This window comes from Nonomuraea sp. NPDC003560 (assembly GCF_042878785.1).
In the GTDB taxonomy this organism is placed as follows: Bacteria; Actinomycetota; Actinomycetes; order Streptosporangiales; family Streptosporangiaceae; genus Nonomuraea.
This window is the reverse complement of record NZ_JBIAOF010000012.1, coordinates 352641-377366: the sequence shown is the minus strand read 5'-3', so window position 1 is coordinate 377366 and position 24726 is coordinate 352641. Positions and strand designations below refer to the sequence as shown.

Genomic DNA, 24726 nt, shown 5'->3' with positions numbered 1-24726 from the left:
AACCATAACTCCTGCCTCTACTGCCTCTTCAGGAGTTAGCAGGCCTGACGTTGATCTCTCGGACCTTGCCGCAGAGAATATCCACCCGTCGGCCAAGAATCCATCTGAGTCCAGAGGGAAGATATCTCCCTGCGGGTCGGCCTTTTCCCGAATTCGAAGCATCCGGGGGATGGTGATACCGAAAACGCTGCCCATTGCGGAAACCCCTAGAACGACAAGGCAACTAGAAGGACGGCGCCAGCACTACTCTCTTTTACCTGATACCGGCCCATAAAAAGTGCTGCCTCGAAAGTCGATATAATCCCCGGCACGCGGTTGCTCATTCATTCGCGTAATGGAAGCTTCGGGGGCACCTGTTGCGCCATACTTGCGCGGAATCAGATCAGTAATAACGGCGCTGACTGCCGCAGCCGCGTTCGCGGCAGCACGATACTGAGATCCAGCAGCGTCAGCAGCGCTCTTGCCGCCATCGGCCATATCACTGATGCCTCGAACTACCAGCGTATGCAGCCCACCCGCTATGTGCGCAGCCTTTGCGACGCCAGCGCTCTCCATCTCAATTGCCACTGCATCGTTGTAGATCGTTTTCAGGAGGCGAGCAGTAGAACCTTGAGCAGTCGCTAGTACGATCTCGCCGGAGGCAATAGGCTTATAGTGCACCTTAGGGACTCCCAATGCAGCCTGTTGTGCACGCAGTTCCGGGGGGATGCGATCCATCCATCGGTCGTCGCAGAGAGCTGCACTGGCGGCCTGCTCGAGCCAGTGAGATGCATCCCACGCCTTTGGGCGAGCCAGCTGTCCCTCAGGCGTTTCCTTAGCGCCTTGGTAGTCATAAACTTTTGTAGCAACCACCACGTCGCCGATCTGGACGTCCTCCTTGAGGGAGCCTGCGACCCCTGCAAAGAATAGCGCTTCTGGCGTGAATGTCGTCTGAGCACGCTCGGTGATCACTGCGGCAGGATTGTTGCCTTCTCCTGTTCTAGCCAGGACCACCCGCCACGGGGTGTCAGGTAGCACCCCTAGTTCGAATCGAGTACCGGAAGGATGATCTCGTCTCTGTACATCCTCTAGGTGGGAGCGCATCGCTTGGTACTCCAGAGGCAGTGCTGTTAGCACGACCACAAGCCCGCCTGACATCTCCACACCTCACCCTAGATCGACCGACGTGCTCCCATCCTAGCCGTAGCGGTAATCTACTGGCGCCCGATACGCAACGTTCGACTGCTACGTCTTGTGACGATCCTCACGTCCTTAACATGGAATCGCATAGGCGACACTCGATTGAGTGGGCATACCTCAGTCAACGAAGTGCGCATATGCGTACACCAGTATTTGCCATCCGAGTAGAAGTATTGCGATCAGCTCGATTAAAGAGGCTAGGATCAGCACGCCGAGCGTATTTGGGGAGAACCAATAGCCTATGAGCGCTACGAGTGGTATTGCGCAGAAGCAGGTTAAGTCGATTGCACACTGGAAGATTTTGCGCGACCGTCTACGTTCATCTGCTTGGTGGAATGTCTCCCAGGCAAACATATCCGTCTCTGACGTGTCCGCAGCCATGGAAGCGGCTAACTTAGGCGTCAGATGGCCGCGAATGTACCGTCCTATCGCGGAAATTTTTTCGTCGTTCGTCAGATATGTCCATCCAAGTATTAGGCATATCAAAGGTAGAACGAGAAGCACCGATGCCGCGCGGAACTGCATACCTGCGATCGATGCTGTGACCGCCGCGCCAATTGTCACGTAGAGCAAGTTGTCGCGGAATCCGATTCGCGATTTTTGCTCGTCTTTTAATGCCTGATACTCGGCTAGCAACAACTGCGCCCTGGATATTTCAGGCGTTGATGGCATTCGAACCCCTCATGCGACCTAAGCGTTCTGCTCTGGCTTTTTTATAGCACTGCACACTGCAGCGCCATGCGCAATGCACTGCGGGCATAGTAGCCACATGCTGCCAAACAATCTAGAGATGAGGATGGCGGTATGGCTACTGTAGGCACGGTCACGCTGAGCGGCGATGCTGCTTGTGATTCGACCTGAGCTCTGAATGTCAGTACCAACTGCCCCAGCTGTCTCACGGCGGCATCCGGGGGCTCGACCCTGCCTATCCGGGTTGTACCTGCCGAACCGATGAGGACGTTCAAGCCGATTGTGTGTGCGTCACCTGCTTGGAGAGGTCTCTTACTCGTTGCAGGTACGTCGCTATTTCGCGGCCGGACTCCACCACCGCGCTAAATCCACAGCGTTATCCCGGCATGGCTGCCTCCGGTAGAGCCGCGCTCGGGCGATGGGCGGCGCAAAGAGAACCCTACTGCGGGCCAGTCTGCTGTGGATGCTTCGTCTTTGGGATGGAAACCATGTACCTCGGATTCGCAAGACGGTAGCGTCGCGGTGTGGCTGATGATGCTGAGCTGACGCGCTGGGTGGTGCATGGCGAGCGGTTGATCTATGACAACCGGTGGATCCGGCTCGGCATGGCCGATGTGGAGATCCCGGGTGGGGAGCGGTTCGAGCATCATGTGGTGCATCTGGATCGGGCTGCCATCGCCGTCGTCGTGGATGAGCAGGATCGGGTGTTGCTGATGTGGCGGCATCGGTTCGTGTTCGACCGGTGGGGATGGGAACTGCCCGGCGGGCTGGTCGAGGCTGGCGAGGATCCGATGGCGACCGCCGTGCGGGAGGTGGAGGAGGAGACCGGGTATCGGCCGAAGCGGGTCGAGCATCTGGTGAGCTATCAGCCGATAGCCGGCATGGTGGACTCCGAGCACATCCTGTTCCTGGTGCATGGTGCCGAGCTGGTCGGTAAGCCTGAGGGTGAGGTGGAGGCCGATCGGATCGAGTGGGTTCCGATGGCTGAGATCCCCGAGATGATCGCCCGTGGGGACATCTGGACGTCGGGGACGCTGATCGGATTGCTTCAGGCTCAGCAGCGGCTCAACGGCCGAGAGCGCGGTTGACCGCTCGCGAGAGTTCTTCGATGCGGCGTCGTTGGCGGCGGCAGCCGGTCATGGTGGCCAACTGCTTGGCGCGCTGAATGTGGGGCTGTGCTGCCTCGGGTTCGCCAGCTGCGAGCAGGGCGTGGCCGAGGTCGCAGCGGACGCCTGCTTCGGCGCGGTTGTAGGTGCCGTCCATCCCGGCGAGTGATGAGCGTAGATCCTCGACGGTGCTGGGGTCGCCGAAGCGGAGCAGGCAGCTTCCGCGCCAGCGGGCGAAGTGGTGGACGTTGATGGACAGGTAGGGCATGTCCGGGTCGCCGTCGCCTTCTGGCAGCACGAGGGCGGCTTGATCGAGTGCTCGGCGGCAGGCGTCTTCGTCGCCGAGGATGGCCGCGGCTTCGGCCTCGGCTGCTGCGAGCCATGTTCTGAGGCGGGCGGGGACGCGGTCGCGGTGGGTGGTGTGGATGTGCTGGAGGAGTTCGGCGGCTTCGGCGGGGCGGCCCAGGTCCATGAGGACGTATGCCTGTTCGCCGGAGACGTAGGCCAGGACGGCGGCGTCCTCGGCTTCGCGGGCGGCGGCCTTGGCGCGTTCGTAGTGGTTCCACGCGTCGTTGAGCGCCACGGTGTTGATGGCCTGCCAGCCGGCCAGCGAAGCTGTTTCGGCAAGTAGGTGGGCGAGCTGGGCGCGGATGCGTGGACGGACGGTGTGGCGGTGGGCTCGTTCGATCTGGGCCATCTGGGCGTGCATCTTGTCGGCGATGGCGAGGCTGCCGAGTCTGCGGTCCTGGAGGCGGAGGTTGTTGGTGTCCGTACGCAGGATCATGACCATGGTGTCGTCGACGGCCGCGGCGGCCTCCAGGCGAGCGGTGAGCTCGTCGGTCTGCTCCTGGTGCTCGTTGTCGAGGTCGCCTGTCGGGGACGCGGTGTCGAGCGGGGCCAGGCCCAGGAGCATGCGGGCGTGGTCGGGCAGGCCGAGTCCGGTGGCAATGCGTTCGAAGACGGCCAGTTCTCCGATGGGGCCGGCCGTTCCGTTGAAGATCTTGTTGACGCGGGGCTGGGCGATTTCGGTCGCTGATGCGATGCGGACCTGACTGATTCCGCCGTATTTGGCGACCAGGCGGAACAGTCCCGCGATGTCGCGGTTTTTCAGGCTTTCTCGCATATCGTCGCGTTCCCATACCGATGGCGGGAGCTTGATCGGCTGGAAACCACTCGCGCGCATGCGACCCTCCGGAACTCGTACTCCGAGATTGTGCATTGCTGTGCGGCGGACTCTATATGCCTTGGCGGTATATCGCCGTGGGATATGTATAAACGGTTGGTCCATTCATGCTCTGCCGCATGACAACTCCAGTCAGGTGCGAAGAATGCGAGGGGCGGGGATGGAAGATCGTCACCCGTCGTGGGCATGTGGCGGCATCGAGGTTGGATGCGGCCTCGTCGGTCACCACTGAGTGCCTTCACTGCGATGGGGCCGAGCACGGTCCCGGCGGCGGCGAGGCGTTCGAGTGGGAGGTCCGGGTTCTGTCCGGCCTCGGCGACGAGCTGGGGACCTGCGGGTCGAGTTCGTTCCAGGCGACCGCCATGGATGAGCTGCGTAAGGCCATGCGGGGCATGTCGGACGCCGGCGCGGTGCTGGGGCGGATCGTCCACAGCGTCCACGGGCTCGGAGCCGTGCCGGACGAGACCACCCGGCGCGAGATCTTCCGGGCCTACCTCGACGCGGCGGGCTCGGTGCGGTTCGAGCGGGTGGCCGAATGACGGCCCCCGTCGTGATCTCGATCGACCCGCGTCGTTCCGCCGAACTGCTCCAGGAAGCGCTGGAGCAGAACGGCGTCAGCGCCGATGTCCATGACGGGTACGGGCTCGCCCTGGTGTCTGTCTGGGTCGGGCTGGTGGTGTGGTGCGACGGTCGTCACTACTGGTGGCGAACCGGCTGGAATGTCGCACGTCGTCGCGTCATCTATGCCTGGCATCCGGCGATTGATCCGGTGCGGGCCGCTCGCCGTATCTCCATGCATTATTCGGACCTGCGTAGGACGCAGCCATGTTCGGCGTTGATCGCCGATCTTGTTGACGGGGTCGAGTAATGATCGGCCGGCGAGTGTCGTGCGGGGTGGGGACGGAGCGCCGCAATTTCTCGCTCGTGCAGCACGCGGTTGTGCGTGGCGCTGCCAAGGCGTTGTGCGGCGAGACGATTCAGCTCGTGGTGATCGGTGATTGGCAGGTACCGTTCATGCCGACCGTCGCGAGCGCTTGCGAGGAGTGTGTACGCCTCCTGGCAGGCCGTTCTGAGTCCTAATCATGGCCTGACAAGTCTTGGCTCAGCCGGTACTGTACTTATGCGGACAAGCGCAAGAGTGAACGGACGGCCAACATGAGCATGGACTTCGCCCCGCCGAAATATGCGCAGGTCATGCAGGCGATCCAGGAGCGCATCGAGTCGGGCGAGTACGCCCCCGGCGACATACTGCCGTCCGAGACGCAGCTTGTTCGCGAGCTGGGCGTGGGGCGCACCACCGTGGTGCGGGCGCTTCAGACGCTCGCCATGCAGGGGTGGATCGAGCGCGAGCACGGGCGCGGGTCGTTTGTGAAGGGCCGGCCGGAACGCGAGGCCGAGACCGTTCGTCCGGGCCTTGGCGCTGCTGAGCAGGGAGAGAGCGCCGACAGTCTTGTTGAGGTGGCGCGGGTTCCGGCGCCTCGGCATGTCGCGAAGCTGCTCGGGGTCGCCGAGCGTACGCCGGTGATCGTCCGTAAGCGGGTGGCTCGTCAGACGGATCTCGTCTCGGCGGTGGAGACCGTGTGGGTGCCGCTGGAGATCGCGCTGGGGACCGACCTGGACAAGGCCGAGCCGTTGCGGGGCGGCATCCGCAAGCATCTCCAGGCGGTCAAGCATGTGCGGTTCGATCGCATCACCGAGCGGCTGTCCGCGCGCAAGCCCACGAAGGACGAGGCCGAACTGCTGGGCTCGTCCAATCCGGTGCTCGGCGTGACGGCGACGGTGCACGACCCTGCGGGGAACGTCCTGCTGGCTATGAGTCTGGCGCTGCCTGGCAGCCTGCATGAGCTTGAGGATGTCTACAAGGTGAGGTAATTCTTACCGCGCCACTCCGGCTCAACCACTTGTGCGGACGAGTGGCCACAGCCTACTCTCAACTCATGCGGACAAGTGGACGAGCGAACGAAGGGCTCTCCACCGCTATCGAGAGGAACCACATGGCAATCCAGGGACCCATTCCCGTCAGCTACACCATGGTCTTCCCGCACGGCTGCTACATCGTCGGCGAGGTCGAGCCGGTCAAGGACTTCGACGCCTCGTCCAACGGCCGGTTCGTGCAGGCCCGCGACAAGCAGACCGCAGAGCTGGTCTGGCAGGTCGCGGTCATGGACGGTGACCCGACCCTCAAGCCCGCCCAGAAGACCGTCGCGGTCAAGATCCTCGCGCAGGTCCAGCCGGTGCCCCCGCAACCCATGCCGGGGCTGCCGTTCACGCCGGTCGAGTTCAACGGCATGTCCGTCACGCCGTACGTCAACGCCGCCGGTCGCCTCGCGTACTCGATCAAGGTCCGTGAGATGTACGCGCCTCGCCAGACTACCCAGCCCGCTCAGAACAAGGCTTCGGCCGGAAAGGACGCCGCCTGATGACCCGACGCCGCACCCCGCGCAACAGCGTGATCCGGCTGACCACCGGGCACGCCGCCCGCACCATGAACCACCCGTTCGCCCGCCGTGAGCCCGTTCTGGCGCTCGACTTCGGCGCGACCTCCGTCCTGGTCACCACCAGCGGGCCGGTCACGGTGGAGGACCTGGCGTTCGCCCGCCAGCTCGCCCACGAGGCCAACCGCTTCGCCCGCTCCGTGGAGCGCAGCTTCTACGGCCTGCCCGATGGCAAGGAGGTCACGGCATGAGTCTGCGCCCATACACCTACGTCACCCTGTCTCTGCGACCGGAGTCCACGCCGCACGTCGGCGTCTCCTTCCACACGTCCGACCTCAAGGTTGGCGCCGGGCTGCTGCTCAGTGGCCCGCGCCCGTACCTGGAGCTCTACTCCCACGAGGCGAACGTTCACATCTCCACCACGGGGGCCGGCCCGGTCACCGACGCCGACCTGAGCACCGCCCGCGAGATCTTCCATGCCGCCGCTCGCTACCTGGCCGACTGCGAGCAGTTGCACGCCGAACAGGCCGACAAGGACGCCACCACGGACACCACCGGCCCGGCGACCTGACATGAGGCGGGGCCGCTGGAAGCGGCAACTTCCGGCGGCCCCTCGGTTCTCCCCTGACTCCACATCACGAGAGGTTCCCAGCTTATGTTCAAGCGGCTGCCTGGCGACGAGGCGCGCAACCTCGTCTCCACCACGCCCGACACGGCCGTCGTCTTCCGCCCGGCCGTCGTCAAGACACCCGCAATCCTGACCAGCATCATCCTCATCGGTCGCACGGTCGCCAGACTCGTCCGTACGATCTGGCGTCACCCCATCGCGACCGCCATCCTCGTCGCCCTCGCCGCTCTCTGGTACGTCTACGGCTGGCCCGTAGCGGCGTCCGTGTCCGGGACAGTCGTCATGGCCCTGGCCTCCTGGGCGTTCCTCGACCGGCCTTCGTTCGCCCGTCTCGTCGGCTACCGGCTGCTGGCCTGGTGGCGACTCGTCTGGATCTACCGGCGACACTGGCAGCCCGTCATGATCGTCTCCGGTCTTGGCCGTCACATCCGGGGCCGTGACTACCTGCCCCGGCTGGGCAAGGTCACCTGTACCTCTTGGGCCGACGTGGTCACCGTGCGAATGCTCAAGGGCCAAGCCGTCAAGGACTGGGCCGATCGCACCGACCACCTGGCCCATGGCTTCGGCGCGAAGTCGTGCCGCGTGGGGCTGTCTCACGCCGGCCGGCTGACGCTGACCTTCCCACGCAGCGATCCACTCGCCTCTCCCCTGCCGGCGCTCGCCATACCGCAGGAGCCGACCGTGGGGCCGGTCGAGATCGGCAAGGGCGAGGACGGGCGGCCATGGCGACTCAAGGTGCACGGCACCCATGTCCTCGTCGCGGGCGCGACCGGGGCCGGCAAGGGGTCGATCATCTGGTCCGTCATTCGCTCCCTGCTCCCGGCCGCCGACGCGGGCCTGGTCGAGCTGTGGGCGCTGGATCCCAAACTCATGGAGTTGTCCTACGGCCGTGCCTTGTTCGGCTCCCGATACGCCGCCACGCCGGAGGAGTGTGCCGATCTGCTGGACGAAGCCGTGTGCGTCATGCAGAAGCGGGCGGCTCGGTTCGCCGGGCTCCAGCGCTCCCACACGCCCACCGTCGTTGATCCGTTCGTCCTGGTCGTCGTTGACGAGGTGGCGTTCCTGACCGCCTACCAGTCCGACCGGCAACTTCGGCAACGCATCTCCGCAGCACTGGCCACCCTGACCACTCAAGGGCGAGCGGTCGGCGTGGGCGTCCTGGCCGCGCTCCAGGACCCGCGCAAAGAGGTCATGAACATCCGCAACCTGTTCCCCGACAAGATCGCCCTCCGGCTCGATGAGTCCGAGCAGGTGGACATGGTCCTCGGCGACGGCGCACGCGACCGGGGCGCCCTGGCCGACCGCATCTCACCTGTCCCGGAGCTGGGCGCGGGCGTTGGCTACGTCCGGCTGGAAGCCAGCCCCGAACCTGTCCGGGTCCGCGCCGCCTACGTCTCCGATCACGACATCCGCGCCATGGTCGACGCCTACGCCCAGCGTGGGGAGGCAGCGTGAAGGTCTGCTTCCACGGCACCGCCGACGAAATCAGCCGGGTCGCCGGCCGTCCCCTCCTGGTCCTGCTGACCGCCCGTGATCTGCCCCGCATGCGGGTCTTCGAGCTCTACCAGCCCCACGTCCACGCCTCCCCCTCCCACGAGCACTACCGGCTCTGCGCCGTGATGACCGAGACCCCCGACGAAGGGAGGATCGCGTGACCCATCCGCACGACCGCGCACTGCCCCGGGCCGTCCGCCAAGCCATGCCGATGGCCCGGGACGTACTCGTGGAGGTCGCCAAGCTCCATAGCGTCTGCATCCGGCCTATCCCGCTGCGGCGGCTCGACATCGTCACCGGCAAGTCCGAGATCATCGACGTCCCGTGCGGGGCTGTCCTCGCCAGCAAGTGCCCGCCGTGTGCCAAGCGCAACCGGCAGCTCCGCATGGCCCAATGCCGCGAGGGCTGGCACCTCGACACCGAACCCACGATCACACCCGACGAGCCGAACGAAGAACAGCGCTGGCTGATCGAGTTCCGCGCCGACATGCAGGCCAGACGGGATGCCGCCGAACAGGCCGGCGACGACACCACCGACCTGGACGCCGTCCTGTCCGGCCTCGATGACGAGATCAACACCGCTGGCATGCGTGGCAGCGTCACCGGATCCGCGGTGCCCAAGCGCACCCGATCGACCCGCCGGCGGCAGGACGCCCCCGACTTGCCCAAGCGCAAGATGACCAACACAACCCTTGGACGCACCTTCACCAGCACCGACGGCAAGACCTACCGGCCGTCGCTGTTCGTCACGCTCACCCTGCCCAGCTACGGCAAGGTCCGCGACGGCGTCCCGATCGACCCCGACACTTACGACTACCGGCGCGCCGCTCGGGACGCGCTGCACTTCCCCAAGCTCGTGGATCGCTTCGTGCAGAACCTACGCCGGGTCGCAGGCTATGACGTGCAGTACTTCGCGGCTGTAGAGCCTCAAAAGCGGCTCGCGCCGCACCTGCACATGGCCATTCGCGGAACGCTCCCGCGCGCCGAGATCAAGCAAATAGCTGCGGCCACCTATCACCAGGTGTGGTGGCCATCGACCGACGATGTGCGCTTCGACGGCGACCACCTGCCCATCTGGCAGGACGGGAACGGCTACCTCGACCCGAGCACTGGCGAGCTTTTGCCCACCTGGGACGAGGCCCTTGATGCCCTGGACGAGGACGCAGAACCCCTCCACGTTCTGCGCTTCGGCGATCAGGTGGACGTGCAAGGTGTTCTCGCCGGTACGCCGGACGCCGACCAGTGCATCCGCTACCTGTCCAAGTACCTCACCAAGTCCATTGGCGACAGCCTTGACGGCGGCCAGGCCCAGCGCGAGCACGCCGCCCGCATGGTCGATGCCCTGCGCTACGAACCCTGCTCGCCGACCTGCCCGAACTGGCTGCGCTACGGCGTCCAGCCCAAGAACGCCAAGGCGGGGATGATTCCCGGCCGGTGCCGCTCCAAGGCACACAAGCCCGAACACCTCGGCTACGCCGGACGCCGGGTCCTGGTCTCCCGTAAGTGGTCGAACAAGACGCTCGCCGAGCACAAGCAAGACCGCCGTACCTGGGTCCTGGAAGTCCTCGGCCAGGCCGACGAACCCACCGACCCGCACCGCTACGTCTGGCGTCCCGTCCCGGCCGGAGACGCCAACGTGCCGCCGCTGGCGGTACGCCTCCTGCGGACCGTGGCCGAACGCCAACGATGGCGAGCCCACCTCAGAGAGCTGGAAGCCAGAGCAGCCGGACAAAACCTTTCGGCAACTGAGGACATCGGGAGGGCCGCATGACCAAGCACGACGAACTCCTGACCGTCCGCCAGGTCCTCACCGAGCTCGGCGGAGTCTCCCGCCGCACCTTCTACCGCTGGCGTGAGATCGGCAAGGCACCAGAAGGCATCCGCCTGCCCAACGGCGAACTCCGCATCTACCGCAGCGATCTCAACGCCTGGCTCGAATCCCTCAGGAGCACCGGATGACGACCTCGTACGACGTGAAGTTCTTCGAGATCAGCCGCAACAAGTCCAGCAAGACGCCGTCATACGTCGTTCGCTGGTCGGTCGCCCGCAAGCGCTCCTCCAAGACCTACCGAACCAAGGCCCTGGCCGACAGCTTCCTGTCTGACCTGCGGCAGGCTGCCAAGCGCGGTGAGGCCTTCCATGTGGATTCCGGGCTGCCGACGTCGATGCTCAAGGCCAAGGATGCTCGGAGCATCTTGGAGTTCGCGCAGGCGTTCATAGAGATGAAGTGGACACACGCGGCGGCCAAGAGCCGAGACAGTATGTCCGACGCGCTGGCGACGATCCTGCCTGCCCTGACCAAGGACCGCATGGGGCGCCCGGACGCTCGTGAGCTTCGGACCGTCCTCCGCAAGTGTCTCCTCCTGCCAGGGGACAAGCGTCCGGACGTACCGCCGCAGTACGCCTCCGTCGTGGCCTGGATAAAGGCGGCCTCGCTCGACCTGGCGAGCCTGGAGGAGGCCAAGACGGTACGGCTCGCCCTGCACGCCCTGACCTTGTGCCTCGACGGCAAGGCGGCGGCCTCCACAACGATCGCCCGCAAGCGCGCCGTCTTCCACGCCCTCCTGGAGTACGCAGTGGAGCTGGAGGAGCTTTCGGCAAATCCGCTGCACAAGATCAAATGGAAGCCACCCAAGACCACCGAGACCGTAGACCCTCGGGTCGTCGTCAACCCACGCCAGGCGCAAGAGCTGCTGACAGCCGTGACCTACGTAGGCCGACGCGGGAGAGGCCGGCGCCTGATGGCGCTCTTCGCCTGCATGTACTACGCCGCCCTACGCCCGGCCGAAGCGGTCGGCCTCCGTATCCAGGACTGCCACCTCCCTGCCTCCGGCTGGGGACGCCTCACCATCGACGTCTCCCGCCCGGAGGTGAACACCCAATGGACCGACACCGGCAACGCACACGAGGAGCGCGGCCTCAAGCACCGTGGCAGACAGGACGTCCGCCCCGTGCCCATCCCGCCCGAACTGGTCAAGATCCTTCGTGCCCACATCGCGGAGTACGGGACGGCCAAAGACGGCCGCATCTTCCGCAGTGAGCGGGACGGAGTCGTAGCTTCAACGGCCTACACCGAGGTCTGGCAGGCCGCCCGCCTCCTGGCCCTCACCCCCGCGCAGGTCGCCTCCCCGCTCGCCAAACGCCCGTACGACCTTCGGCACGCGGCAGTGTCCCTCTGGCTCAACGTGGGCGTCTCCGCCCCGGACGTGGCCGAAAGAGCCGGCCACAGCGTCGATGTCCTCCTGCGGGTCTACGCCAAGTGCATCGACGGCCAGAAGGACATCGCCAACCAGCGGATCGGCGACGCCTTCGTCGCATGATGCACAGTCCAACCACACCCAGAGCCCCGGCCACCACCGGAGCTCTTGTTCTTGGCCGCGTATTGGCCGCAGACCAAGGACTGACCAGCGGAAACGCCGCCAAGATCATTGCACGCATATTGGTGGACCAGCGACAACGGGCCGCTCAGAGCGGCATCCGGTTGCACACCCCTGAAACGCAGAAGAGGCCCCGTAGGGCCTCTGAACTGCTGTTACTGCTGGTGGCAGGTGCAAGGTTCGAACTTGCGTAGGCTGAGCCGACGGTTTTACAGACCGCTCCCTTTGGCCACTCGGGCAACCTGCCGTGCCATCCGCTCTCGCGGCGACAGACAGAAGAATAGCGGACTTCCGAGGTGTACGTGACACCAGTTTGTCCCCAGCCGGATCGTGGTCACCGGCTGCGCCGGAACAGCAGGCGTCCCATCCCGCGTGCGTGCTGGTCGAAGCCTGCCGCGTCGTTGGTTCTGGGGAAGGGTTCGTCCGGGACGGGCACGCCGAGGAAGTCGCACAGCGGCTGCCAGCCCTGGGCGACTTCGAACACCAGCAGGCGGTCCTGGGGGATGGTGGCTTTGACCTCCTCCACATGTTCGGTGAAGATCTTGAGGGCGAGTTCGGTGTCGGGGATGCCGCCGCCGAAGACGCGCTCGCTCACGACCAGCCGGGTCATCCGGATGAATGCCGCGAAGTCCGTGTCGAGGAGGCGGGAGAACGTGGCCATCGTCCGGCCCGACCAGGTGCGGGCGCGGGCCGACTGTTTGAAGATGGTGGCGTTCATGCTGGCCAGCCAGCGTTCGGGGTCGCGGACGGTGAGGATGACCTTGGCGTCGGTGTAGTGGTGGGCGAGTTCGCGCCAGTACGCGGCGGCCGGCCAGTCGACGCAGGAGTCGTACCCCGACATGAGGGTTTCCCAGGTGACCGGACGGCCTTCGGCGAGGTCCAGCCAGCGTCGGATGTGGACGGGATTCTGGAGCACCTCCGTCATGTGGTGACATGGGCCGAAGCCCAGACGTTCCAGCGCGGTCTTCGTGGACAAGGTTCCGGTACGGCCGAAGCCGGCTCCGATGACTCGCATGATCCCTACCAATACGATCGGAAACTGCGAAATGTGGGCCCACAGGCATGATCCGTCGCCAAGAGCCCGGCATCAAGCCGCCTCGCGCCCACGTGGACTGCACGGCGCGCCGATGCTGGCTAGGCTCGTTCGCTGGGTCCGCGCATTCGGCGTACGACGGAGCGGTTTCGCGTACGGCGGAGAGGCGGGATCCCTGATAACGCTTTCACAGCCGAGAGGATGGGTGTTTTGGCCGATTCATCTTTCGATATCGTCAGCAAGATCGACCGCCAGGAGGTCGACAACGCGCTGAACCAGACGGCCAAGGAGATCGGACACCGCTTCGACTTCAAGGGCACCGGGGCGAGCATCAGCTGGACCGGTGACAACATCGAGATCAAGGCGAACAGCGAGGAGCGCGCCAATGCCGCACTCGACGCGTTCAAGGACAAGGTGGTCAAGCGCGGGCTCTCGCTGAAGATCCTCGACGCGGGCGAGCCCAGGCTGTCGGGCAAGGAATACCGCATGCTGGTCACCCTCAAGGAGGGCATCGACCAGGAGAACGCCAAGAAGATCTCCAAGCTGATCCGCGACGAGGGTCCCAAGGGCATCAAGGCGCAGATCCAGGGCGAGGAGCTGCGGGTCAGCTCGAAGAAGAAGGACGATCTGCAGGACGTCATTTCTCTGCTCAAGGGCAAGGATCTCGACATCGCTCTGCAATTCGTGAACTACCGCTAACAGGTCGGCATCCGGGGCACATGGCGGCGTACGCGCCTTCTTGTGCCTCGGGCCTGCATTCCCGGTGGAACGGGCGAATCCGGCATCGTAGGCTCGACAATCGTGACAAAGATCCCCCTGCGCCGCTTCACGGCACGCGTCCTGCCCCTTGATGCGAAAGACCGAGTGCTGCTGCTGCACGGCTTTGATCCGCAACTGCCGGACAAGCCGTTCTGGTTCACCATCGGGGGCGCGGCGGAGGCCGGGGAGGAGCTTCGGCAGGCCGCCGCGCGCGAGCTGTACGAGGAGGTCGGGATCCGGCGGGAGGTGGCGGAGTTCACCGGGCCGTACGGGACGAGCACGATCGAGTTCTGCTGGTCCGATTATGCGATCACGCAGGACCAGACCTTCTTCGCGATCCGGGTGCACGACACCGCCGTGTCGTTCGAGCACATGGAGCAGATCGAGAAGGAGACGACGACCGGGCATCGGTGGTGGAGCACGGAGGAACTCGAGAACACCGAGGAGACCTTCTTCCCGGAGGACCTGCCGGTCATCCTGAGGAGGATCGCTGCGGCCGGAGAGCCCGGGTAGCCCTGACGTCGCCGGAAGGCCCTGATCGCCACAGCAGGACCGCCGAAGGGCAAGGTGACGGGTGAGCCCCGTTCGGGGCTCTCGGTCGATTTCGGAGGCCCTGGCGCATTCGGCACGGACGCGTCCCCCGCACACCGTCCTGGCCGGGAAGGTAGGTCAGCGGCGGTAGCCGGCCATGCGCTCCAGCCTCGCCACCCGCTCCGACGTGGGCGGATGCGTCGAAAAGAGGCGGCCGAAGCCGGATCCGCTGAACGGGTTCGCGATCATCATGTGGGACGCCGACGTGAGGCGGCTGTTCTCGGGAAGCGGCAGCCTGCGCGCACCCATCTCGATCTTGCGAAGGGCCGAGGCCAGGGCCAGCGGGTCGCCCGTGAGCCGCGCGCCAGACTCGTCGGCCTGGAACTCTCTGGTGCGGGAGATCGCCATCCGGACCATCCCGGCCGCCACGGGCCCGAGGATCATCATCAGTAGCGCGCCCACGAACCCGGGCCCCTCGTCGTCGTCGGAACCGCCGAAGAAGACGGCGACGTAGCTGAGCCACGTGATCATCGTGGCCAGCGCACCGGCCACGGAGGAGACGAGGATGTCCCGGTTGTACACGTGGGACAGCTCGTGCCCGATCACGCCGCGCAGCTCGGACTCGTCGAGCAGCTGGGTCAGGCCGTACGTGACGCACACGGCGGCCTTCCGCGGGCTGCGGCCGGTCGCGAAGGCGTTGGGCTGGACCGTCGGGGAGATGTACAGCCGCGGCATCGGCTGGCGCGCCTCGGTGGAGAGCTCGCGGACGATCCGGTAGAGCGTGGGGTGCTCCACCTCGCTGACCGGCCTGGCCCGCATGGCCGACAGCGCGATGCGGTCGGAGAAGAAGTAGGCGACGCCGTTGCTCAGCAGGGCCAGCACGAGCGCGATCTGCAGGCCGGTGCCACCCCCCAGCCACGCGCCCATCACGATGATGAACGCGGACAGACCTCCCAGGAGGATGGCGGTACGCAGACCGTTGTGGTGCAAGGTCTCCCCCCTTCGTGGTCCGGGTTTCACCTCGTCCAACGACGATGACCCGGTCTATCGTTCCCCGGCGTGCTCAGCTGCGGGCGGAGCGCGACTTACCCCCGTGTCCGCCGGGGAGCAGGGCGGGGTGCGGCCCGGCTGTCCGCATGGGGACAGCCGGTGTCATGACCTGCCTACGGTCAGCTCGTGGCCGATAAGGACGTCATGTCCAGCACGAGCTGCGGAGCGACCGAGAAGAGGATCGCCACCGCCAGGGCCAGTCCGACGGCGAGCCACGCCGATGGGGACGAACCACGCAGGCGCGTCTCCCCGGGAGGGGCGAAGAGGCGGGCCGCCCAGGCGGCGTAGTAGTAGAGGCCGATCACGGTGTTGACGGCCATGACCAGCGCGAGCCAGCCGAGGCCGCCCTCGACGATCGTCCGGAACACGAAGACCTTGGCGAAGAGGCCGGCCAGCCCCGGCGGCAGCCCTGCCAGGCAGACCAGGCAGAAGGCCAGCGCGATGCCGGCCGCCGGGCTGCGGAGGACCAGGCCGCGATAGTCGTCGAGCTCGTTGCGCGGGGCGGCCCTGGAGACGAGCATGACGACGGCGAAGGCCCCGAGATTCATGGCCGCGTAGATGACCAGGTACGCGACGGATGTGCCGGTCGCGGCCTGGGACGGAGCCTGGGACGGGGCCGCCGTGGCGGCGATCGCCAGCGGGGCCAGGATGTAGCCGGACTGGGCGACCGAGGACCAGGCCAGCATGCGGACGGCCGACCGCTGACGCATGGCGAGCAGGTTGCCCACGGTCATGGTCAGCGCCGAGATGACCGCGATCACCGGCCCCCAGGTGGACGACTGGCCGGCCAGCCCGACGACCAGGACCAGGATGAGCCCCGCGAACCCGGCCGCCTTGGAGATGACCGAGAGCAGGGCCGCCACCGGGACGGGCGCGCCCTGGTAGACGTCCGCCGCCCAGGAGTGGAACGGCACGGCGGCGATCTTGAACGCGAACCCGGCCGCCACGAGGACGACGCCCACCGTGACGACCGCGGGCAGCCCGTGGGCCGTCTCCAGGGCCGAGGAGTGCGTGCCCGCCGCCCCCGGCGCCGGGATCCGCCCGCCCAGGACGGCCGCCACGCGGGACAGGTGGACCGCCCCGGAGACGCCGTACAGGAGGGAGACGCCGAACAGCATGACGGCCGTGGACACGACCGACACGACGAAGAGCTTGACCGCGGCTTCGGAGGCGCGGCCGTCGTAGCGTTTGAGCGCGGTGAGGGCGAACACCGGCAGCGAGACCAGTTCGAGCGCCACCACGAGCATGATCAGGTCGCGGGAGGCGGGCAGGGTCACCGCGCCGACGAGGGTGCACAGCAGCAGGAAGTACCACTCACCGGCCGGGATGCCGCCCCCGGCCAGCTCCGTCATCGACATCAGCACGACCACCAGGGCCGCGACGAGCACCAGCCCGGCGAAGACCGTCGTGAACCGGTCGGCGACGAACGAGCAGAGCGCGCCCGCTCCCCCGGTCGCGAGGTCCGGCGGCACGCAGAACGTCGCCCGGGACGTGCCGCCTGCGGCCTGCGCGATCACGAACCCGAGGGCCACGACGACCCCCGCCAGGGTCACCAGCCCGAGCATGGTGCGGGTACGCGTCGAGGCAGGCAGGAACACGTCGAGCAGCAGCACGAGCCCGGCCACCACCGCCAACGCCAGCGGTGGCGCGATCACGAAGTAGTCGATCTGCTGAGTCATGGCAGGGCTCCCAGCAGGGTCTGCGCCACCGGCGTGGTGAGTGAGAGCAGGAGACCGGGCCAGAGCCCGAAGAGCACGATCAGGACCACCAGCGGGGTCCACGCCGCCACTTCGTAGGACCGGAGGTCGTCGATGCGCTGCGTGGCGTGGCCGGCTTCGAGGGTCGCGGTCGCCGGCTGCCCCGGGAGCGACTCCGCCGAGCCGAGAGGCACAACGGGACGTTCGTCCGGAGTCTCCCCCTCCGGCGGGGTCTCCCGCTGCCCCGCGGCTCCCGACGGACGGCCATGGGTGACGCGGGACAGCATGAGCACGAAGTACGCGGCCGTCAGGACCGCCCCCAGGCCGCCGATCACCATGTACGTGCGGAAGAGCGCACGTGGCAGGCCGCTCGCCGGCTGGAACGCCCCCAGCAGCGCCAGCATCTCCCCCCAGAACCCGGCCAGGCCGGGCAGCCCGAGCGAGGCGATCGCGGCGAACGTGAGCACCGATCCCAGTCGCGGCATCGTGGCCAGCAGGCCGCCGCCGAGGCTCGGCATGTCGGCCGTGTGACAGCGGTCCTTGATCCCACCGGCGAGGAAGAACAGCAGGCCGGTGATCAGGCCATGGGCGACGTTCGCGAACAGGGCGCCGTTGACGCCGACCGGGGTCAGGGTGGCGAAGCCGAGCAGGACGAAGCCCATGTGACCCACGGACGAGTAGGCGATCATGCGTTTGAGGTCACGCTGGGCCAGGCAGGCCAGGGCGCCGTAGACGATGCCGGCCACGGCGAACGCCCCCAGCCACGGCGCCACCGCGGTCGCCCCCTCGGGGAGGACGGGGATGGCGATCCTGGCGAAACCGTACGTGCCCATCTTCAGCAGCACTCCGGCCAGCAGCACCGAGCCGACGGTCGGGGCCTCGGTGTGGGCGTCGGGCAGCCAGGTGTGCAGGGGCCACATCGGCGTCTTGACCGCCAGACCCACACCGATCGCCACGAACGCCAGGATCTGCACGGACCTGGACATTCCTGCGCCGTGGGCGGCGGCCAGCTCGGCCATGTCGAGCGTGCCGGTCCGCGCCCAGACGAGCAGCAGGCCGAGGAGCATCACGACCGAGCCGAGCAGCGTGTACAGGATGAACTTGACCGACGCCGCCCGGCGCCCGGCGCCGCCCCAGATGCCGATCAGGAAGTACATCGGGATCAGCACGATCTCGAAGAAGACGAAGAAGAGCAGCAGGTCGAGGGCGAGGAACGTACCGATCATGCCGACTTCGAGCACCAGCAGCGTGAACACCAGCGCCCTCGGCCTGTTCCCCAGGAACCGGCTCGGCGTGCGGGGCCGGCCCCAGGACAGGTAGCCGAAGCAGAGGAACGTCAGCAGCGCGGTGAGCACGATCAGCGGCAGGGAGATGCCGTCGACGCCCAGATGGAAGCGGAGCCCCAGGCCGGGGATCCACGGCTGGTCGACCGCGAACTGCAAGCTCGTCGGCCGCGCGTGGTCGAACGTGGCCGCCATGACCAGGGCCAGTGCCAGCGTGACCCCCGAGAGGATCAAGCCGTACGTGCGCAGGACCGGACGGAGCGCGCCGGGGGCGAGGAGGAGCACGAGCGCGCCGAGCAGGGGCACGGCGAGCAGTGCGACCGACAGCCAGCCCGTCATGTGAGCATCACCGCCCCCACCGCGATCAGGATCACGCCGGCGAGAACGCCGCTGACATAGAGCTGCACGTTGCCGTTCTGGGCCAGGCGCAGCCATCCGGACAGGCCGCGGGCGGTGCGGCCCGACCCACGGACGGCGCCGTCGACGACCACGTCGTCCGTTCTGACGACCAGCCGGGCCAGGGCCGTGATCGGGCGGACGAACAGCGCCGCGTAGACGTCGTCGACGTAGAAGGCGCGCTCGCAGGGCACCCGTAGAGGGCCCAGCAGACGGGCCGGGTCGGTGACGGGATCGCCGCGCCAGACGGCGTAGACGACGCCCGCGCCGAGCAGCGCGAGCACGACGCTGATCGCGGCCACCGCCAGCTCGACGTGCGGCTGCCCCGCGAAGCCCAGCAGCAGAGCGGGGACCGCGAGGAGCACGACGGGCACGAGCATGGTCTTGGGGGCCTCGGTCACGTCGACGACGTGGGCCGTGCCGGGCTCGGGCTCGGGGAGCGCCACCACGCGCGACGGCCCGAAGAACGTGCGGAGCCAGGCTCTGGTGGCGTACGCGCCGGTGACGGCGACGGTCGCGAGGGCGCAGCCGTACAGGAGCAGGGCGGCGGCGTCCGTCAGGCCGCCGCCGGCCAGCGCGCCATCCATGGCCGCCAGGACGCCGTCCTTGCTGAAGAAGCCGCTGGCCGGTGGGAGGCCCATCAGAGCGGCGAACCCCACCGTCATCGTCACGAACGTGACCGGCAGCTCGCGGCGCAACCCGCCCATCTGGGTCATCAGGTTGGAGCCGACGTGGTGGATCACCACTCCCGCGCACAGGAACAGCAGCGCCTTGAACGCCCCGTGGGTCACCAGGTGGAAGATCGCCGCCCGGTCGGAGCCCGCGGCCAGGCCGCCGGCCATGTAGGCGAGCTGGCTGACCGTGGAGTAGGCGAGCACCCGTTTCAGGTCGTCCTGGGCGAACGCGGCCAGTGCGGCGCCCAGCATGCCGATCGCGGCGATGACGGCCAGGACGTCGAGCGTGGGACGGGCGGCGAGGAAGGCGGGAAAGAGCCTGGCCACGATGAAGATGCCGGCGGCGACCATGGTGGCGGCGTGGATCAGCGCGCTGATCGGGGTCGGGCCGGCCATGGCGTCCGGGAGCCAGGTGTGCAGCGGCACCTGGGCGCTCTTGCCTGCGACGCCGCACAGCAGCAGCATGGTGGCCGTCGTCAGGGTGGCGGCGGACATGTCGGGCACCTTCGCCAGCACGTCGGCGACGCGGAAGCTGCCCGCCGCCGTGCCGAGGACGAAGATGCCGAACAGGAAGCCGACGTCGCCGAGCCGGGTGACGAGGAACGCCTTGACCGCCGCGCGCGAATTGCCCCGGTCTTCCCACCAGTGGCCGATGAGGAGGTAGGAGCACAGGCCCATGATCTCCCAGCCCACGTAGAGGACCAGGAGGTCGCCCGCGTAGACCACCAGGAGCATGGCACTGGTGAACAGGCTGATGAACGCGCTGTAGGAGGGGTAGCGGGGATCGTCTTTGAGATAGCCGACCGAGTAGACCTGCACGGCCAGCGCCACCAGCGTCACCAGGACGCCGAGGACGGCCGACAGGTCGTCGGCCAGCAGGGTCAGCGAGATCGGGACGCCGCCGGTGACGATCGAGCCGTACGCGCGGCCCACGGGCGCCGAGGGGGCGCCGCCTTCGAGGAACGTGAAGCCCGGCCCCCAGGCCAGCCAGAGAGCCAGCACGGCCGACGCCGCGGTCAGGATGACGGCGATCCAGGCGGCTCGGGTGTTGGCGCGTTCGCCGGCGGTCTTCTCGGCCGCCGCGAGCCGCGCTCCGCCCGGTGGCTGTTCCTGGACAGCGGGGCGGGCGTGCGGCCAGCGGGAGAGCAGCAGGCCGGTGGCGGCGGCGAGAGCGGGCAGCAACACGGCCAGCAGCGGGAACGTCGTCACAGCTCGCCCCCTCGCCGGGCGCTGCGGTCGTCCGGGTGGGGCCGGCCTGCGCCGGTCGGCGAGGCCGGATGGTGGTCGTTGAGAGAGGGCGGGGTGGTGCCGGCGGCCTGGCCGGAGGGAGTGGCGGTCGGGACCAGGTCAGGGCGTTCGTCGGCGGGCTCGGACAGGTCGCGGAGGTGGTCGAGGTCGACGGTCCGGCGGTTGCGGTAGAGGGCCAGGACGATCGCCAGGCCGAGGCCGACCTCGGCGGCGGCGATGACGATGACGAAGAGGGTGAGCACCTGACCGCTGTGCAGCCGGTCGCGCAGCCACACGTCGAACGCCACCAGGTTGAGGTTGACGGCGTTGAGCATCAGCTCGACCGACATGAGCACGAGGATCGTGTTGCGCCTGGCGAGCACGCCGTAGACGCCCACGGAGAACAGCAGCGCGGAGACGACCGCCGGGTAGACGATGTGCACTAGTGACCCCCGGTCTGATCGGGCGGCGAGCCGGGAATGTCCGTACGGGACAGCACGATGGCTCCGATCAATGCGGCGAGCAGCAGCACGGACAGCGCCTCGAACGGCAGCACCCAGGTGGCGAAGACGCTGGCCCCCAGCTCCTTCGCCGCCCCCTGGCCCGGTGTGAGCAGGGTGTACGCCGTGCGGAAACCGTCGATCACGACCGTGACCAGGACCGCGGCGGTCGCCACCGCCACCAGGGCGGCCACCGGCCGGTTGCCGCTGTCGAGGTCGGCGGAACGGCCGATCGGGGCACGGGTGAGCATGATGCCGAACAGCATCAGGACCACCACCGCGCCCACGTAGATGAGCACCTGGACCCAGGCCACGAACTCGGCGGTCAGCACCAGGTAGCCGCCCGCGAGCGCGCCGAAGGAGACCACGAGCCACAGGGCGGCGTGGACGAGTTGCCGGGTCGTGACGACGAGCAGCGCCGATCCAACCGCTACCGCTCCCAGCAGCAAGAAGACGATCTCTTGCCCGGTGGGTGACAGGTAGGAGGGCACCGCCTCGGTCACGACTCCTCCTCGGACTCCTCTGTGTCGTCAGGGCCGAGCCGCCCCGGCGGTCGAATGGACCTCGGGTCCGCCATCCGGCGCCTGCGGGGGCTCGCGGAAGAAGTCTGCTCGTCCGGGCCGGGTTCCGGAGACGGTTCACCCGCGCCTGTGGAAAACCCGTTCGAGGGCGGCTCGCCTGTGGATGAAGGCGTTCGCGGCGGGTGTTCGTCCGAGGCCGGGGCGTCCTGGTCGGGCGGGCGATTCGTCTCCTCGCCTGCCCGAGCTGCGGCGTCGCCGTCATGGGCACGCAGCGCGTCGCCCTCCGCCGTGGGGGAAACGTCGCCTTCCTCCGTGGGGGGAACGTCGCCTTCCGTCACGTCTGACGGGCTTGCCGCTGTCGACGGTTTCGGGGTCGTTGTGTCGGACGGGCGCGTGTCTTCCAGCTCTTTGTTCTGTGCATCGGCGGACGGTTCGGCCGCTTGCGGGCTTGGCGGGAGAGCGCCTGGGGGACGGATGCCTCGTACGTTGGACATGGGCCTGCGCGTACGCTCGCGGCGGCCCGCAGGGGGCGGAGGCGCGGCAGGGCCTTCGCCGGGCGCGGCTTCAGGAGCTTCCGCGGAGCCGGCCTTCTCGCCTGCTCGCTCTTCCCGGTCGGCACCGGCGCGCGCTTCGACGCCTCCGGCCGACGGGCCCGCGTCGGTGCGCCCAGCAGACGGAGTTGCGCCGGCCTGTCCGGCGTCACCTGCTGCGGCCCCTTCGGGGCCAGGGACGGCTTCCCCGCCTTCGGGACGGCGCGCTGCTTCGGCGCCGGGGGCTGCGCTCACGGCGGAGCCGACGTCAGGGGTTGCGCTCACGGCGGAGCCGGCGTCGGAGGTTGCGCTTACGGCGGAGTCGGGGCCGGGCGGGGATGTGGCGCCGGCCTCGGAGTCGGGGCCCGCATTCGCGCCGGAGGCAGCCGCACCCGGCTCTCCGCTCCCCGGGGGCACGGCTCCCGGCTCGGCGGGGCCGGCCGCTTCAGGCGCTGCTCCGGGGCGGGTGGTTCCGGTACGGGCCGCGGGACGGCGAGGAGCCGCCGTGAGCTCCTTGGGCGGTTCGGCGCCGGGATCGTGGGCGGGCGGCGGCGGGACGGTCTGGGTCCAGGACGCCAGCTTGTCCTTCTCGTGAAGAAGGTTCCGGATGTCACCCTCGGCGTACTCGAACTCCGGAGACCAGAAGAGCGCGTCGAAGGGGCAGACCTCGATGCAGATGCCGCAGTACATGCACAGCGCGAAGTCGATGGCGAACCGGTCGAGCACGTTGCGCTGACGGGGACGCCCGCCCTCCGGCGCCGGGATCGTCTCCTTGTGGGAGTCGATGTAGATGCACCAGTCGGGACACTCTCGGGCACAGAGCATGCAAGAGGTGCAATTTTCCTCGACGAGGGCGATAACGCCTCGACTGCGCGGCGGAAGAGCCGGCTTGACCTCGGGATACTGCTGGGTGACGGATTTGCGCAGCATGTGGCGAAGAGTGATGGACAGCCCTTTCGCCAGTCCGACTCCCGGTATCCGCGCCATGGTTCAACATCATGACGTACTTGGCGGCGGAGGTGAATGAGCCAAGACCGTTGTCCCCAGTTTTTCCACAGCCATCCACAGGTTCGGTGGAAGTTATCCACAGGCTGGGTGACTGTCCGATATGAACGACTGCATGGCGATAGTCTCTCGGCCATGCCGTACAGCCATCCGGTCCGTCCCAGCAGCGGGGCGTGGGCGGCCGCCATCGGGTGGGCCAGCCTGGCCCTGATCTCGTGCGGGCTGGCGACCCCGTTCACGATCGGGTTCGCGGCATTCTGGCTGCGGAGCACCTGGCAGGCCATCGGGGCCTGCGTCTACCTGGTCCTGATCGGCTCGTTCGTCATCGCCATCATGCTGTACGACGACTTCGACAACATCCCCGAGCCGATGTCCACTCTGATCTCGTTCGGGTTCGTGATCGCCTGGATCGGCGGGATCGCCCATTCGGCCGTCCTGGTGCCGGCGATGGCGCGGGCGCGGCACCGGCCGCCGGTGCACGCGCAGGCCCCCGTGCGCACGCAGGCGCCCATGCACGCGCCCGCCCAGACGCCCGCGCCGCAGCATCGGCCCGCCGACCTGCATCAACGGACCACGGCCCCCACCCATCAGCAGCATCGCGGGCAGCCGGAGTGGATCGGGCACTACCGGGTGCTGCACCAGCTCGGGCGCGGCGGGCAGGGCGCCGTCTACCTGGCCATGGCGCCCAACGGGGCGCGGGTGGCGGTCAAGGTGCTGCACGACCTGGTCGACGAGACCGCCCGCACCCGGTTCGCACGGGAGGTGGACGCGGCCCGGCGGGTCGCCACGTTCTCCACCGCCCGGGTGCTCGATGTGAACATCAACGGGCAGCACGCGTACATCGTCTCGGAATACGTGGAGGGGCCGTCGCTGGAGCAACTCGTACGGCGCCACGGGCCCCGCGACGAGGACGGCCTGACGCGGCTCGCGTTATCCACAGCCGGAGCGCTGGCGGCCATCCACAAGGCCGGGGTGGTGCATCGTGACTTCAAGCCGAGCAACGTCCTGATCGGGCACGACGGGCCGCGGGTGATCGACTTCGGGATCGCCCGGGCGCTCGATCGGATGACCATGACGTCCGGGAAGATGGTGGGGACGCCGCCGTACATGTCGCCTGAGCAGCTGACCGGGGAGCCTGTGGGGCCGGCGTCCGACGTGTTCAGCTGGGCGGTGACGATGATGTTCGCGGCCACCGGGCGTCCGGCGTTCGGCGAGGACACCGTGCCGGCCGTCTTCAACCGGGTGCTCACGGTCCACCCGGACCTGTCGCCGTTGCCGCCCGCCTTGCGCGGCGTGGTCGGGGCATGCCTGAACAAACGCCCCCAGGAACGCCCGTCGGCTTCGGACGTGATGGTCGCAATCGTCCACTGACCACCGCCCCTGGCACATGCCGCGACCACCGAACAACCGACCGCAGGCGGATGACCA

Annotated in this window: 25 protein-coding genes, 1 tRNA gene and 1 pseudogene; 15 read left to right on the top strand and 12 right to left on the bottom strand. The window is 67.6% G+C overall.

From position 1 onward, the window contains the following. Window positions 1-243: 243 nt before the first annotated feature. Entirely contained in the window at window positions 244-1137 is an 894-nt protein-coding gene (locus ACFYUV_RS39525) for a phosphorylase (RefSeq protein ID WP_387678323.1), read from the bottom strand. 159 nt (window positions 1138-1296) lie between these two features. Continuing rightward, window positions 1297-1851 (bottom strand): hypothetical protein, encoded by a 555-nt coding sequence (locus ACFYUV_RS39520; RefSeq protein WP_387678320.1) that lies wholly within the window; start codon window positions 1849-1851, stop codon window positions 1297-1299. Between the two features lie 575 nt (window positions 1852-2426). On the opposite strand from ACFYUV_RS39520, the gene ACFYUV_RS39515 reads away from it, so the two are divergent. After that, window positions 2427-2957, top strand: coding sequence for an NUDIX hydrolase (locus ACFYUV_RS39515; RefSeq protein WP_387678354.1), 531 nt, complete (start codon window positions 2427-2429; stop codon window positions 2955-2957). Here the strand turns inward: ACFYUV_RS39515 and ACFYUV_RS39510 are convergent. Beyond that, window positions 2935-4158, bottom strand: coding sequence for an XRE family transcriptional regulator (locus tag ACFYUV_RS39510; protein WP_387678317.1), 1224 nt, complete (start codon window positions 4156-4158; stop codon window positions 2935-2937). The genes ACFYUV_RS39515 and ACFYUV_RS39510 overlap by 23 nt on opposite strands. 362 nt (window positions 4159-4520) lie before the next feature. Between ACFYUV_RS39510 and ACFYUV_RS39505 the strand changes: the two genes are divergently transcribed. The 11 genes from ACFYUV_RS39505 to ACFYUV_RS39455 all read left to right on the top strand — a co-directional run bounded on the left by ACFYUV_RS39505 (window position 4521) and on the right by ACFYUV_RS39455 (window position 12035). Further along, window positions 4521-4697, top strand: a complete 177-nt coding sequence (locus ACFYUV_RS39505; protein ID WP_387678314.1) for a hypothetical protein — start codon at window positions 4521-4523, stop codon at window positions 4695-4697. Further along, window positions 4694-5026, top strand: coding sequence for a hypothetical protein (locus ACFYUV_RS39500; RefSeq protein ID WP_387678311.1), 333 nt, complete (start codon window positions 4694-4696; stop codon window positions 5024-5026). The genes ACFYUV_RS39505 and ACFYUV_RS39500 overlap by 4 nt, the downstream gene beginning before the upstream one ends. A 287-nt stretch (window positions 5027-5313) precedes the next feature. Beyond that, on the top strand, window positions 5314-6030 hold the full coding sequence (locus ACFYUV_RS39495; RefSeq protein ID WP_387678308.1) for a GntR family transcriptional regulator: 717 nt from the start codon (window positions 5314-5316) through the stop codon (window positions 6028-6030). 122 nt (window positions 6031-6152) lie between these two features. Then, window positions 6153-6578 carry a plasmid replication, integration and excision activator gene (locus ACFYUV_RS39490; RefSeq protein ID WP_387678305.1) on the top strand — a complete coding sequence of 142 codons (426 nt, stop codon included), beginning with the start codon at window positions 6153-6155 and terminating at the stop codon, window positions 6576-6578. Further along, a complete protein-coding gene (locus ACFYUV_RS39485) occupies window positions 6578-6844 on the top strand; it encodes a hypothetical protein (protein ID WP_387678303.1) in 267 nt (88 codons plus the stop codon). The genes ACFYUV_RS39490 and ACFYUV_RS39485 overlap by 1 nt, the downstream gene beginning before the upstream one ends. Then, window positions 6841-7164, top strand: coding sequence for a hypothetical protein (locus tag ACFYUV_RS39480; RefSeq protein WP_387678300.1), 324 nt, complete (start codon window positions 6841-6843; stop codon window positions 7162-7164). Before ACFYUV_RS39485 ends, ACFYUV_RS39480 begins: the two co-directional genes overlap by 4 nt. A gap of 84 nt (window positions 7165-7248) precedes the next feature. Next, window positions 7249-8676: an FtsK/SpoIIIE domain-containing protein gene (locus ACFYUV_RS39475; RefSeq protein ID WP_387678298.1), complete on the top strand. Its 1428-nt coding sequence runs from the start codon at window positions 7249-7251 to the stop codon at window positions 8674-8676. Beyond that, window positions 8673-8876 (top strand): hypothetical protein, encoded by a 204-nt coding sequence (locus ACFYUV_RS39470; RefSeq protein ID WP_387678295.1) that lies wholly within the window; start codon window positions 8673-8675, stop codon window positions 8874-8876. Before ACFYUV_RS39475 ends, ACFYUV_RS39470 begins: the two co-directional genes overlap by 4 nt. After that, window positions 8873-10486 carry a replication initiator gene (locus ACFYUV_RS39465; protein WP_387678292.1) on the top strand — a complete coding sequence of 538 codons (1614 nt, stop codon included), beginning with the start codon at window positions 8873-8875 and terminating at the stop codon, window positions 10484-10486. Before ACFYUV_RS39470 ends, ACFYUV_RS39465 begins: the two co-directional genes overlap by 4 nt. Then, window positions 10483-10674 (top strand): AlpA family transcriptional regulator, encoded by a 192-nt coding sequence (locus tag ACFYUV_RS39460; RefSeq protein WP_185845092.1) that lies wholly within the window; start codon window positions 10483-10485, stop codon window positions 10672-10674. Before ACFYUV_RS39465 ends, ACFYUV_RS39460 begins: the two co-directional genes overlap by 4 nt. Continuing rightward, complete coding sequence (locus tag ACFYUV_RS39455) at window positions 10671-12035, top strand: tyrosine-type recombinase/integrase (RefSeq protein ID WP_387678289.1); 1365 nt, start codon at window positions 10671-10673, stop codon at window positions 12033-12035. The genes ACFYUV_RS39460 and ACFYUV_RS39455 overlap by 4 nt, the downstream gene beginning before the upstream one ends. 219 nt (window positions 12036-12254) lie before the next feature. Here the strand turns inward: ACFYUV_RS39455 and ACFYUV_RS39450 are convergent. Then, window positions 12255-12339 (bottom strand) — tRNA-Tyr (locus ACFYUV_RS39450). Between the two features lie 87 nt (window positions 12340-12426). Beyond that, entirely contained in the window at window positions 12427-13107 is a 681-nt protein-coding gene (locus tag ACFYUV_RS39445; RefSeq protein ID WP_387678286.1) for a sulfotransferase family protein, read from the bottom strand. A gap of 219 nt (window positions 13108-13326) precedes the next feature. On the opposite strand from ACFYUV_RS39445, the gene ACFYUV_RS39440 reads away from it, so the two are divergent. Both ACFYUV_RS39440 and ACFYUV_RS39435 read left to right on the top strand, forming a co-directional pair. After that, window positions 13327-13824, top strand: coding sequence for a YajQ family cyclic di-GMP-binding protein (locus ACFYUV_RS39440; protein ID WP_352322494.1), 498 nt, complete (start codon window positions 13327-13329; stop codon window positions 13822-13824). Between the two features lie 102 nt (window positions 13825-13926). Next, a complete protein-coding gene (locus tag ACFYUV_RS39435) occupies window positions 13927-14397 on the top strand; it encodes an NUDIX hydrolase (protein WP_387678282.1) in 471 nt (156 codons plus the stop codon). 156 nt (window positions 14398-14553) lie between these two features. Here ACFYUV_RS39435 and htpX read toward each other — a convergent pair whose 3' ends face one another. The 7 genes and pseudogenes from htpX to ACFYUV_RS39400 form a co-directional block, all read right to left on the bottom strand. Continuing rightward, window positions 14554-15405, bottom strand: coding sequence for a zinc metalloprotease HtpX (htpX, locus tag ACFYUV_RS39430; RefSeq protein ID WP_387678279.1), 852 nt, complete (start codon window positions 15403-15405; stop codon window positions 14554-14556). A 179-nt stretch (window positions 15406-15584) separates the two neighbouring features. Next, window positions 15585-17144: an NADH-quinone oxidoreductase subunit N gene (locus tag ACFYUV_RS39425; protein WP_387678276.1), complete on the bottom strand. Its 1560-nt coding sequence runs from the start codon at window positions 17142-17144 to the stop codon at window positions 15585-15587. After that, a complete protein-coding gene (locus ACFYUV_RS39420; RefSeq protein WP_387678273.1) occupies window positions 17141-18784 on the bottom strand; it encodes a NuoM family protein in 1644 nt (547 codons plus the stop codon). Before ACFYUV_RS39420 ends, ACFYUV_RS39425 begins: the two co-directional genes overlap by 4 nt. Beyond that, window positions 18781-20724 carry an NADH-quinone oxidoreductase subunit L gene (locus ACFYUV_RS39415; RefSeq protein WP_387678270.1) on the bottom strand — a complete coding sequence of 648 codons (1944 nt, stop codon included), beginning with the start codon at window positions 20722-20724 and terminating at the stop codon, window positions 18781-18783. The genes ACFYUV_RS39420 and ACFYUV_RS39415 overlap by 4 nt, the downstream gene beginning before the upstream one ends. Before the next feature lie 158 nt (window positions 20725-20882). Next, a pseudogene (gene nuoK, locus ACFYUV_RS39410) lies at window positions 20883-21185 on the bottom strand (NADH-quinone oxidoreductase subunit NuoK); the annotation flags it as partial. Continuing rightward, window positions 21185-21745, bottom strand: coding sequence for an NADH-quinone oxidoreductase subunit J (locus ACFYUV_RS39405; protein ID WP_387678268.1), 561 nt, complete (start codon window positions 21743-21745; stop codon window positions 21185-21187). The pseudogene nuoK and the gene ACFYUV_RS39405, both read right to left, overlap by 1 nt. Further along, complete coding sequence (locus ACFYUV_RS39400) at window positions 21742-23118, bottom strand: 4Fe-4S binding protein (RefSeq protein ID WP_387678352.1); 1377 nt, start codon at window positions 23116-23118, stop codon at window positions 21742-21744. Before ACFYUV_RS39400 ends, ACFYUV_RS39405 begins: the two co-directional genes overlap by 4 nt. Before the next feature lie 315 nt (window positions 23119-23433). On the opposite strand from ACFYUV_RS39400, the gene ACFYUV_RS39395 reads away from it, so the two are divergent. Then, the gene (locus ACFYUV_RS39395; protein WP_387678265.1) at window positions 23434-24669 is read left to right on the top strand and encodes a serine/threonine-protein kinase; all 1236 of its coding nucleotides are present in this window, start codon (window positions 23434-23436) and stop codon (window positions 24667-24669) included. The last annotated feature ends 57 nt before the right edge of the window (window positions 24670-24726 follow it).